General features: G+C 68.3%; 8 protein-coding genes. 2 read left to right on the top strand and 6 right to left on the bottom strand.

The annotated features are described in order from the left end of the window. Positions 1–223, bottom strand: a 223-nt coding sequence (locus FFY45_RS21990) for a hypothetical protein (RefSeq protein ID WP_217902706.1), incomplete at its 3' end; no start/stop codon positions are given. Positions 224–448: 225 nt separating this feature from the next. Here FFY45_RS21990 and FFY45_RS22345 point away from each other — a divergent pair. Both FFY45_RS22345 and FFY45_RS21390 read left to right on the top strand, forming a co-directional pair. Beyond that, on the top strand, positions 449–625 hold the full coding sequence (locus tag FFY45_RS22345) for a type II toxin-antitoxin system RelE/ParE family toxin (protein ID WP_306432101.1): 177 nt from the start codon (positions 449–451) through the stop codon (positions 623–625). Between the two features lie 9 nt (positions 626–634). After that, positions 635–934, top strand: a complete 300-nt coding sequence (locus FFY45_RS21390) for a HigA family addiction module antitoxin (RefSeq protein ID WP_176341959.1) — start codon at positions 635–637, stop codon at positions 932–934. Positions 935–1,178: 244 nt separating this feature from the next. Here the strand turns inward: FFY45_RS21390 and FFY45_RS21385 are convergent, their stop codons facing one another. From FFY45_RS21385 to FFY45_RS22285, 5 genes are all read right to left on the bottom strand, one after another. Continuing rightward, positions 1,179–3,326: a TonB-dependent receptor gene (locus FFY45_RS21385; RefSeq protein WP_176341958.1), complete on the bottom strand. Its 2,148-nt coding sequence runs from the start codon at positions 3,324–3,326 to the stop codon at positions 1,179–1,181. Positions 3,327–3,407: 81 nt separating this feature from the next. Then, positions 3,408–6,809: an ABC transporter permease family protein gene (locus tag FFY45_RS21380; protein WP_176341957.1), complete on the bottom strand. Its 3,402-nt coding sequence runs from the start codon at positions 6,807–6,809 to the stop codon at positions 3,408–3,410. After that, on the bottom strand, positions 6,806–7,696 hold the full coding sequence (locus FFY45_RS21375) for an ABC transporter ATP-binding protein (protein ID WP_176341956.1): 891 nt from the start codon (positions 7,694–7,696) through the stop codon (positions 6,806–6,808). Before FFY45_RS21375 ends, FFY45_RS21380 begins: the two co-directional genes overlap by 4 nt. Positions 7,697–8,285: 589 nt before the next feature. Next, positions 8,286–9,041, bottom strand: a complete 756-nt coding sequence (locus FFY45_RS21370) for a class I SAM-dependent methyltransferase (protein ID WP_176341955.1) — start codon at positions 9,039–9,041, stop codon at positions 8,286–8,288. A gap of 89 nt (positions 9,042–9,130) precedes the next feature. Next, positions 9,131–12,100, bottom strand: a complete 2,970-nt coding sequence (locus FFY45_RS22285) for a salicylate synthase (RefSeq protein WP_176341954.1) — start codon at positions 12,098–12,100, stop codon at positions 9,131–9,133. Positions 12,101–12,102 lie beyond the last annotated feature (2 nt).

The following is a 12,102-nucleotide window of genomic DNA, read 5'->3' as shown; positions in this document are numbered from 1 at the left end:
GGGCAGGGGCGACAGCGCGGCCGGGAATCGGCTCTTCGGCTCGGTCAGACATCCTGTCTGACTCGCCGCGCGGCACATCCGTGTGCCGCTTTACGCCAATCCCCGGCCACGCTGCCGCCTCGGTACGTTGTTGTTGTGACTTCGAAAAGGCATGAACGCGGTAATAAAGAAGTTGCCTGAAGCTTCTCTTCCCCCGGGCGAGGAGGCACAGCTTGCGCGGCATGGGCGCGCGTGCCTTGGAGCGCCCGGGGCGCGGAGCGGGGCGTGGGGTGAGGTGAGGGTACGGATCCCTTGCGGCGTTACGCTCCGCGTAATATATTCCGTCTGACGTAATGAGGGTGATCAGGATGATCCAGTCGTTTCGATGCAAGCACACACGCGCCTTGTTCGAAGGCGGTAGCCCGCGGCAATTTCGGTCCATGCAGGGAGCGGCCGAACGGAAGCTGCATTGCTGGATTCGGCGCAGACGCTGGAGTTTTTGCGCAGCCCGCCGGGCAACCGGCTTGAGCTGTTGACAGGAACACGCGCAGGTCAGCACAGCATCCGCATCAATGACCAATGGCGCGTGTGCTTTGTCTGGACCGACGCCGGCCCTGAACACGTTGAGATTGTCGATTATCACTGAGGTGTTGCCATGCGACCCACGAACAAACTACGCGCCATCCATCCTGGCGAGATTCTGCGGGAAGACTTCATGCTGCCACTGGGGCTGACCATCAATGGCCTGGCGCGGGCGCTGGATGTGCCGGCGACGCGCATCCACAGCATCGTGCATGGCGAGCGTGCCATCACCGCCGACACCGCGGCTCGGCTCGCCCGCCACTTTGGTGGCGATGCGGCGTCCTGGCTGGCACTACAGGCCACCTACGACCTGAAGACCCTGCCCAACAGCAGCGAGATCGAACGCAACGTGCAGCGGCGGGTGGCGGCATAGGGGCGAGTCGATTCGCCGACTGGCAAGCAGCATGTCCGTGCCGGTCGGCCATGCATGTCAAGCGCTGGAGGAGTGTCTTGACAGCTAGCGCCCTAAAGTACAACGCGGTCTTTCACGACGCGCTCCTCGAGGATCCGGGCGCTTGTGCCACGTGCGAACTGCGCGGCAATCGCGCAGGCGCTGCATGTGGATGCAGCGAAGCAAGCGTCTTGAATCCCGGAAGCGATCGGTACGAGGCGTGCGCTCAGAAGGCGTACTGGAACCCCAGACCCAGTGTGCGGCCACGCGCCGGCAGGCCGGTGATGACGCCCGGTGCGGCGTAGTTGCCGTACAGGTCGTAGCGATCGTCGCCGAGATTGTCGGCCCAGGCATACAGCTCGGCGTTGCCGTTTTCCAGGCCGATGCGCAGGTCAATTTTCTGATAGCCGGCGAGGTCGAAGTTGTTCTGTGGATTGGCCGGACGATTGCCGACGCCGCGGTAGCCCAGACGTGCATTCAGCGCCGGCGCCGCCAGGCCCCAGAACTGGGCCAGCTCGCGGTGGTAGGCAAGACTGAGGTTGCCACTCAGGTGCGCAACATCGGGGACACGGTTGCCGGCGGCGACATCGCCACCGGAGACGCCGACGGCGGTACTGGTGATGTCGGCATCGATGTAGCTGAGGCCGGCGCCGAGCGTCCAGCCGCTCGGCAGGTGCCAGTTGCCCTGCAGTTCGGCGCCCTTGCTGCGGGTGTCCGCATTGACCGTGCTGACCGCCAGCGTCGCGACGTCATAGCCAAGCAGGTGGTCGTCGCGGACCTGGTTCAGGTACACCGCGCCGTCCAGCGAGAAACGTTGGTCTGCGGAGGCATGCTTGAAGCCGATCTCGCTGCTGTTCACCGTGGCGGCGCGATAGGGCCGGCTGTCGATCGGCTGGGTCGCGTAGTCGTTGAACCCTTGCGATTTGTAGCCGCGTGCGTACACCGCGTACACGTTGGTGGTGTCGGTCCAGGCGTAGGACAGCGCGGTGCGGCCGGTCAGGTAATCGTCGCCGACCCGGCGGCTGTCGCCGACGGCGCTGCCGCCGACGCTGTACAGCCCGCGATAGGTCTTGCGATCGCGCGAGTAGCGCAACCCGCCGGTGAGTTTGAACGCCTCACCCAGCGGCAGCGTGGCCTCGCCGTACAGCGCGTAGCTGTCGGTGCCGAAGTCACGCAGCTGCTGGTTGCCGGTGCTTGCAAACAGCGAGTCGAAACTGCGCTGGGAGTGCAGCAGGTTCACCCCGGTTACCCAGAACACCTGCGCCTGCGGCAACGAGGACCAACGCAGGTCCTGGCTGTTGACGCGTTCTTCGGAGACGTCGGTGGCCAGATACTCGAACGCCGAGCCGAACAGGGCCTGGGTGAGGCGGCGGTCGTAGCCCTTGCCGCCGGTGAAATCGGCGCTGGTGTGTGCGGTGATCGAAGTGATGCGGCTGTTGTCGAGGTCATGGTCGACCTGCAGCGAGTAGCGCCGCATCTGCTTGCGGTTGCCATCGAACACGCCGGGCGTCAGGTCCAGGCTGGGTTGCTCGCCGAACGGACGCAGCACCTCCTGCGCCACCTCATGGCGGGTATTCTGGCCTTCGAGGATCAGCAGCGCCTTGGTGCTGTCGGCAAGGTCCCATAGCAGGCTGCCGCGCAGCGCGGTTTCTCTGGGTTCGACCAGTGGGCGGCCGTCCTGTGCGTTATCCACCCAGGCGTCGTAGCCGCTGTGACGCACCGCGATGCGCCCGGAAAGATGCTCGGACAGCGCGCCGCCAAGCGCGGCTTCCTGCAACTGCTGGCCCTGCTCGCCGGCTTCCACGCGCACATAGCCTTCGCGTTCGCGGGTTGGCCGGCGACTGGTGACATTGATGGCGCCGGCTTCGCTGTTGCGGCCGAACAAGGTGCCTTGCGGCCCCTTGAGTACTTCGACCTGCTCGACATCGAAGGTCGCCAGCGAGGCGTGGCGCATCGAGATCGCCACGCCATCGACATTCAATACAACCGAGCCGTCGTCCATGCTGACCTGATTGAGCGAGCCGACGCCGCGGATGCGGACATTGCCGTCGTTGCTGCCGCCGTAGGAGCTCACGTCCACGCCGGGCGTGTTACGCAGCACCTCCTTGATGTTGAGCAGACGCCCGGCCTCGATATCGCTGCGACGCGTCACGCTGAGGCCGAACGGCACATCCTTGGCGCTTTCGTCGGCCAGCCGGGCACTGACGGTGACGGTGGGCAGGTCGGTGGCCTGTTTGGCATCGTCGTTACCTGAGCCGGAGCCGGAGTCGGCCAGCGCGGCTACCGGCAGCAGGGCAATGACGATGGCCACGGCGAGCGCGTCGGCGCGGTAACGCGATCTGCCGCGAGCGGCAGGCAATACGGTGGACGGCATGGAGAATCCTTGGATGGGCAATGGCGGGGAGGAGAGGGGGCTGGCGCTGCTGCAGCGCCACGGTTGGCTGGCATCGCGGAATCAGGGCGGTGGCGCGTTGCCCGCGTCGGGATGCAGCAGCACCTGTTGCGGGTTGCGCTGATAGGACGGCCAGGCGTCGAGCAGCAGTCCCTCGCTGTCGGGTGGATAGCGCGGGTAGCTGGATGGCGCGGCCTGCAACCGCACGACGCCGTCGCGACGCGTGAGCAGGCGGTAATGCGGGAGGCTGTCGGTGACACGCTTCCAGCCGCCGCCGTGCCAGCGCCAGCGGCTGGCGTCGATGCGGGTGCCGGTGCGATCGCGCTGCAGCGACAGCTGCGAGGCCAGCGGTGCGCCCAGGTGTTCTGCGGCGGCCTGCGGCCCGGCGTGTGCGGCCAGTGCATCGGCCAACGGCACCCGTGCGGCGAGCTGGCGGGTCAGGCTGTCGAAATCCTGCGGGCGCTGGCGCGCGGTCCAGTCCAATGCCGCCAAGGCGGCGTAGTGCTGCGCCCAGCCGGAGCTGCGCGCCAGGCTCAAGGCGTCGACCGGGACATCGCTGTCGGCCAGCACGCGTGCGGTGGTGTCAGAGGCGCGGATCAGCGTCTGCTGCAAAGCAGCCAGCCCATCGACATCGCCGACACACAGCAGGCCGAGCGCACCGGCCACGCCGTCGCTCAGCCAGGCGGCGCTGCGGCCCTGCCGCAGATCGGCTGCGGTGGCCAGCGCTTGTCGCGCCAGTGCCGATGCAATGCGCGCGCGCCGCAGCGAGCGGCCAACGCCTAGATCGGCCACGTCCCAGCTTGGCGCTTCCGGCAGCACCAGGGTGGTGCCGAGCAGACGTGGTTCGCCCAGGCCACGCGGCCACTGCGCGATCTCCTGCACCACGCCGACGTGGCCCAGCCGCCGCTGCACGCAGGCCTGCATGGCCTGCACGTCGGCGCCGATACCGGGTGCGCTGTCGGCGCGGTGGCGGTCGTGGGCGATCCGCACTGGACCCACCAGGGTCTGGTGCGGATCGGCCGCCCACGCCACTGCGAACGTCAACGGACCCTGCGTCTGGCCAGACGTGACGGCAGTGGAGACGGTGCTGCCACGTTGCAACGACCAATGCCATGTCCCGCTCGGGGCGATCGCGTCGCTGGCGACCGATGCGGCATCGGGCGGCAGGACGACAGCCTCACTGAGGCCGTAGCGACGCCGATCGCCGGCGCTTCTGAGCACCCGATCCGGATCCAGCCCCAGGCGCGGTGCAGCGTCCTGCGCACGTAACCAGACGCCGGCGTGACCCAGCCATGGCGGCTGGCCGTCGGCCGACCACCCGTTGGGCGCCAGCGACCACTGCAGTCGTACCGTGCAGCCGGTGTCACTCGTGGCGCAGGCGCCGAGCGGCACAACCAGATGCGCGTCCGCGACCTCGGCGCTCACGCTGCGGTCGTCGACCGTGGCGCGCTGCAGGGCGAACCCGTTGGGCAGTTCGGCATGCAGGCTGCCGCTAGCGGCACGCACACCTTGCAGCGTCCATTCTCCCTGCAGGCGTTCGGCGGCTGGATCGAGCTGCAGGCGCAGGTCGCCGCCGGCGACCGTGTAAGCACCGGCGTCGGCCAGCCAGCGCCGTTCCCAGGCGGCGTCCTCGCGCTGGATCAGCGCCAACGGCCGATAGCCGCCACGGCCGATCAGCTGGGCATTCAGCAGCGTGCCCAGACCCAGCAAACCGACCAGCGCAACGCTGGCGAGCACGCCTACCGGTCCGCGCAAGCGGTTGCCAAGCTGCCCGGCGCGCTGGCGCAACCGGCTATCGACGCCGCGTGGCAGCACCAGCACCGCAGCGGCGACCAACAGGGCGCCCAGCGCCAGCTTGTAGCCGTCCAGGGCGAGCAGATACGCGCGCCAGGGCGCCCAGCCGGTCAGTCCCGACAGCTGCAGATGGACCGGAATGCCGACCTGGTACAGCGGGTAATCCGCCATCCCCAGCTCATGGTTCACCACCAGGATGAAGGTCAGCAGCATCGACAGGCTGTAGGCGACCCCGGCCCGGCGGCACAGCGCATGTACCAGAAAGCTCAATAGGCCCAGCTCGAGCAGCGGCGGCGCCATCACCAGCAGCTGATAGAGCAGGGCATCGCGCAGGTCCAGGGCCGCAGGCAAGGCGAGCGCGGTGACCAGCACGGCGGCGGCGCCCGGCAGCAGCGACAGCAGCACGGTCGTGGCGATCACCGCCAGGGCGCGCGCGAACGGGCGTAGCCAGATTGGCGCGGGGAGCGCGTCGAACATGCTGTCGAAGCCGTCGACCTGGTCGCGTCGCGACACCCAGCCGACCAGGGCGGCGATCAGGAATGCGATCACCAGATAGGTGGCGTCCTTGAGCAGCGGCAGCAGCAGGTCCGGTCGTGGCAGCAGCGGGCCGTCGGCATGCCAGATGCCGTGGACGAAGGCGCTCAGTACGCACATGGCGGCCAGGACGGTCATGCCGGCCCACCAGCCACGGCTGCGTGCGAGTTGCCGTAGCTGCCAATACGTTTCCAGCCACAGCGCGATCCCCCAGTGCGAGGTAGCAACCGGCGGCAGTGACCGCTGCACGGCCAGCATCTGGATGGCCGCCGTGGCGGGTATGGCAGCACGCGGTGCCGCCGTCTCCAGCACCAGCGATTCGCGTCGGACGCCATGCAGCGCCCAGGCCAGCAGTGCCAGCGGCAGTACACCCCAGACTGCGCGGTTAAGCAGGAACCCCGACGTTATCGGCAGCAATGCGGTGGATTTCTGCAGGGGCGTCCAGGCCTCGATGCGGGTATGCGCGAAGGTGAACAGCGACGGATCCAGCACTGCCGCCAGCAGTGGATTGATGTCGCCGCCTTTGAGCACCACCACCGCGAACATCCACAGCAGCATCAACAGCGCCGACAGACCGAAGGCGCCGGCCACGCTGCGGGTGCGCAGGGTGATCAGGTAGTACAGCGCGCCGATGCCGGTGCCGGCCGGCAGCAACAGCCAGCCCCAGGCGAACAGCAATGCGCGCCATGGCAGGGCAGCGATCGAACCGGCTGGCACCAGGCCCAGCCAGCCCAGCACCGGGGCGGCGATGAAACCCACGATCAGCGCACCGGCCAGCAGCGCGCCGACCAGCGCGGCGCCAATGAAGCGTCCCCACAGCAAGGCCGGCAGGCAGATCGGCAGCGACAACACCACTTCATGCAGATCGGCCTGGCGGTCGCGCAGCAGCGGTTGCGCAAACACCCAGGCCCACGCGAAGAACAGGAAGAACATGCAGCCGGTGGACATCAGGTAGATCAGGCTGGGGGCGTTGCGCGGAACATCGGTGCCGCCCATCTGCTGCACGTAGTCGGCATTGGTCAGGCACATCAGCAGATAGCCGGCCAGGCCGACGAAGACCAGGCCGACAATGCCGCTGCGCAACCCGGCGCGCAGCTCCGCGCGCGCTTCCTGCAGCAGCAGCTGCGCTGCGCTCATGCCGCCTCCGCGACGTTGGTATGCGCCTGCGTCAACGCGGCGTAATACACGTCTTCCAGGCGCGGCAGGTGCGGCACGAAGCGTGGATCCGGCGCCTGCTGCGCCAGTGCGATCACGTGTGAGCCCTCGGGGCTGGCGGTGGCATGCAGATGGGGCGGCAAAGGCTGGCCGCGCGGCACCACGCAGTGCCACAGGCGCCCGCGATAGGGCGCGATCAGCTCGGACGGGGTGCCTTCGGCGACGATACGCCCGGCCGCCAGGATCGCCAGGCGCCGGCAGAGGTTTTCCACGTCCTCGACGATGTGGGTGGACAGCAGCACGATGGCGTCGGCGGCCACTTCGGCCAGCACATGGTGGAAGCGATTGCGCTCGGCCGGATCCAGGCCGGCGGTCGGTTCGTCGACGATCAGCAGGCGTGGCGCGCCCACCAGTGCCAGCGCGATGCCGAAGCGGCGCAGCATCCCGCCGGAATAGCTGGCGACCTCGCGGTCGGCGACCTGGGCCAGATTGACCTTCTCCAGCAGGCCGTGCACCTCGTCGCGGCGCTCGCCCCGGTCGGTGCGTCCCTTGAGCCAGGCGAACCGATCCAGCAGCGTACGCGCGGACATGCCGGGATAGGCGCCAATCTGCTGCGGCAGATAGCCCAGGCGGCGGCGCAGGTGGTCAGGGTCGGCGAGCACGTCCACGCCATCGAGCTGAATCCGGCCGCTGTCGGGGGTCTGCAAGGTAGCCAGAGTGCGCATCAGGCTGCTCTTGCCGGCACCGTTGGGCCCGAGCAGCCCATACATGCCGGATTGCACATGCAGGTCCACCCCGGCGAGCGCGTGGACGCCGTTGCGGTAGGTCTTGGTCAAGCCTTCGATCAGTAAGCCGGAGGTGGCGGTCATGCGCGTCCAGTGCCTTGAAGTGAGGTGCCGTGAATGTGGAAAAAAGCGCAGCGCCGGCGACGTGCTGCGGCAGCGCCTGCGGAGCGGAGACGCAGGCGATGTCGATCCGGGTTTGGTGCCGCGCCAGTCGGGCAGTCGTGTGTCGTTGCATGCCGTCGCCGGTGGCGGAGGGATGCGAGTCCTTCGCAGCCTCCAGTACCCGCAGATGCCCGGTACCGTCAGTGCAGGTGGGCGATCACCTGCGCAGCGCCGGATTGCCGCCGTCGCGTGCCGGCTTGCGCTGGCATGCGGTGGAACGCCGGCATTTCCACTGACGCGGACAAGGTGTCGGTACGCAGCACAGGGGGTGGATGGTCATTGATGCAGTCGGTGCCGGGACGCAGTCGCCAAATGAAAGTAATGTTATGTTTTAACATAACAATTGATGGTCGTCACGGTTAACGTGTGTCGGCAGGGGACGTGAGTGCCTTGCGCAGGAATTCCCCGCGCGCAACCGCGCTTCAGGTCTGCAGCGAGCGCAACGCGTGCCGGATCGTGCGAGCGCGTTGCCGATGGCATCCGCACCATCGGCCAAGGCGTGACCGCATGCCTATGCCAGCCGCAGCAGCACAGCGGGAACCGGGCTGTCGGTCAGCCGCTCGGCGGTGAAGCCGGCTGCAGCGGCTTCGTCCACTACGGTGTCCAGGCCGAACGCCCGCCACTCGCGCTCGATCGCAAAGCTGCGGAGTTGTGTAGCGCCGTCGCTTTGACCGAAGCGCGTCCGCCAGCGGATGAGCTCCGGGTCCGCTCCTGCAGGTTGCCCGCTGAGCCAGATCTGGTAACGGTGCCGTCCCACCTGGACGTCGGCCACCTGCGACTCGGGGATGGATTGCGGCCTGTCCAGCGGCATCACGTCCACCAGCACCACGCCTGCCGGTGCCAGCGCTGCCGCCAGTCGTGGCCAGAGCGCGCGCCGCGTGGGCGGGTCGAAGAAGCCGATGCATCCGCAGGCCAGCGCCACGTCGATGCCGGCAGGCAACCGGGCCTGGGCGATGTCGGCCGGGTGCACGGTCACCCGGGAGCGCAGTTGGGCGTCGGCAAGGATGCGTGCCATCAGCCCTATGCGCATCGAGGCGGAGGGTTCTATGGCGTGGATGTCTGCCAGTGGCAAGGCGTCGGCGATGAGCTTGAGCGCCATGCCGGTGCCGGTGCCGATGTCGAGCACGACGCGTGCGTCGGGGCAGGCGGCGCGCAGGGCGGCGGACACCGACGCGTGGCGCGCTTTCCAATGTTGCTCGGACAGGATGTCGTACCACTCGGCGGACTGGGTGTAGTAGTCCTGGGATGCGGCGAGGTTGTCTGTCATGAGGGCTCCTGGTGAGCGGTGATGTGCGGCGATCGGCGCGGGGAGGCAGGCGTTTGTGCGAGGGCGTGCTTAGCGAGGTGCAGGGGATGTCAGTCGGCGGCGTCGAGGAGGGGGCGTCGGCGTAGATGGCAAGCCACCGAGGCCAGTTTTTCGCAGGTTTCCGTCCATTCCCGTTCCGGCGTGGAGGAGGGCACCAGGCCGGCGCCGGCCTGCAGCCAGCAGCGCTCGCCGTGTCGGTAAACCGCGCGCAGGACCAGTGCGGCGTCCATCGCGCCGTCGCTATCGACCAGCAGGACGCAGCCGCTGTAGAGCCCGCGCGGCGCCGGTTCGTGGCGTCGGATGCTGTCCAGTGCCTCGCGTTTAGGGATGCCGGATGCGGTCACCGCCGGGAACAGCGTTTCGAAGGCACTCCAGGCATCGCGGCCCGAGGCCAGCCGGCCGCTGACCCGCGAGGCGAGGTGTTGCACACTGCCTCGGCAAGAGACCTCCATGAACTCGCTGACGCCCAGAGAGTCGGGGCCGCAGACGATGGCCATTTCCTGCAAGGCGAGTTTCACCGAGATGGCGTGTTCGGCGATTTCCTTGGGGTCGGCGAGCAGCTCGCGGCGTAGCCGTTCGTTCTCTGCCGAATCGCCGCACAGTGCGCGGGTGCCGGCCAGCGGCTGGGTGGAGACCCGGCCCAGGGCATCGATTTCCACCACCGTCTCGGGGCTGAATCCATAGGCCTGGAAGTCGCCGTCGCGCAGCAGGAAGGAGCGTGCCGGCGTGTTGCAGCGGCGGCCTGCCAGATAGCTGGCCGCCATATCGAGGTCTGCCGGCGCTTCGACGGTGCGCGACAGAATGACCTTCTGGTAGGCATGCGCATGCATCTCGGCAAGGGCAGCGGCGACGTGCTGCTTGTAGAGGTGCTCCTCGCCTGCGTGCGTGTCCACACCGATCTGGACAGGTTGGCCCGCCGTCGGCTCGCTGGCGGCATCCTGGGCGACCACCTGCGCTTGCAGGTCATCCAGATCGGCCGAATCCAGTGCACGCAGCAGCGCCTGGCCGGGGCGCAAGCGGATTTCGGCGCGGGGAATGGACAAGGTGAGCAATGGCCGGCTGCCCTGGCTGCCGCCAAGGCCATGCAGCAGGTGGGCCAATTCGAAATCGGCGCGGCCATAGGCGCGCCAGCCGTCGAACGGAATCCCTGCGAGCGCCTGGGCGACGCCCGCGCATGGCGAGGATGCCGGGCCGAGCGCAGCGTCGCTGCGGCGCACGGTTCCGTCCGGCTCGATCACCACCTGCAACACCGCATCCAGGCCGATGCTGTATTCGTCGCCGCGTTCGTACAGCGTGTAGTGCTGCGACTCCACAGCGGCGGCCAGCCGTGTGGCCAGCTCCAGTGGCGGGGTGGTCACTGCAATGCGGCGTTCGGCGTAGCGCGCGGCGGGCGGCGGCGATGCTGCGGATGCGCTGGCGCGCCGCTCCTGGGCGATTGCGATCAGCCGCTGCTTGTCGATCTTGCCCACCGGGGTCAGTGGCCAGGCTGCGATCGTTTCCGCTTGGTCGGGCAGTTTGAACGCGCTCAGGCCTTGCGCGCGCAGCGCCTGGCGCAGGCTGGCGGTGTCGATGCCGCTGTCGTTCGGCTGCACGAAGGCGCAGATTCGCTCGCCCAGCACTGCGTCGGGTACCCCCACGACCACCGCCGCCCCCACACCGGCAAGCTGGCCGAGTGCGCACTCGACCTCGGCGGTGGAGATCTTTTCGCCGCCGCGCTGGATCTGCTCCTTGATGCGGCCTTCCACGATCAGGTTGCCGGCCGGATCCTGGCGTACCAGATCGCCGGTGCGGTAGTAGCCATCGCGGGTGAAGCTGCTGGCATGCTGTTCGGTGGCGCGGTAATAGCTGCCGATGGTGTAGGGGCCGCGGGTGAGCAGTTGCCCCACCTGGCCAGGCGGCACCTGTTGCTCGTGCTCGTCGACGATACGGATCTGGTCCTGCGGCGACAGCGGCCGTCCCTGGGTGTGCAGGATGGTGTCGGCCGGATCGTCTAGCCGGGTGTAGCACAGCAGCCCTTCGGCCATGCCGAACACCTGTTGCAGCGGGCCCAGTGCGTCGGGGACGCGCCGTGCCAGTGCCGGTTCCAGTCGCGAGCCGCCGATCTGGACCAGGCGCAGACTGGTCAGGTCGCTGTCCTCCCAGTCGCGGGCCTGCACCCACAACTGCGCCAGCGGCGGTACCAGCGCCACGTGGGTGACATGTTCGCGTTCGATCAACGGCATCGCCTCGTCGCAGCTGGCACTGCGCGACAGCACCACGGTGCCGCCGCGCGCCAGCGTGCCGAGGATGCCGGGGCAGGCCAGGGTGAAGTTATGCGCGATCGGCAGCACCGCCAGGTACACGGTGGTCTCGTCCAGCCCGCAGAGCTCGGCCGAGGCGCTGAAGTTGTAGGCGTAGTCGCGATGGGTGCGCGCAATCAGCTTGGGCACGCCGGTGGTCCCGCCCGAGAGCAATAGCAGCGCGGTGTCGCCAGGCGCAGGAACCGGCCATGGCCGTGGTTCGTCATCCAGGCTGGCGAGCGCGTAGGTGCCGGGAGCCGGTGGGCCGGGCTCGCCATCGATGACCACCGCGCGCAGGCAGGGGTGCGCCTGCGCCATCTGCGCGGCCAGCGGCCGGTAGTCGAAACCGCCGACCTGGTCCGGCACGAAATAGGCTGCCGGCTCGGCCAGGCGACACAGCGCGTCGATGTCGTGCGCGCGTTGGGTGGGCATCGCCAACACGGGAATCACGCCCAGGCGCAGCAGCGCGAAGCAGACCGTGACAAATCCGATGCCGTTGGGCAGTTGCAGCATCGCGCGGTCGCCGCTGCGCAGTCCCAGTGCGTGCAGGCCTGCGGCCAGCCGGTCCACGCGGCGGTCCAGGTCGGCGAACGACATCCGGCTGTCTTCGTCCACCAGCGCGGTGCGGGACGCATGCAGATGTGCCCAACGGCGCAGGCATTCGCCCAGCGCGGGATGCGGGTCGGACTGGCCGCAGGCCGAGGTGGCGTCTGCAAGCGGGTTGCTGCTGAGTGCGTTCATGA

The organism is Xanthomonas hortorum (assembly GCF_011305375.1).
GTDB classification, from domain to species: domain Bacteria; phylum Pseudomonadota; class Gammaproteobacteria; order Xanthomonadales; family Xanthomonadaceae; genus Xanthomonas; species Xanthomonas hortorum_E.
Note: the sequence above shows the minus strand (reverse complement) of the source record. Positions and strands in the feature narration are given on the sequence as shown.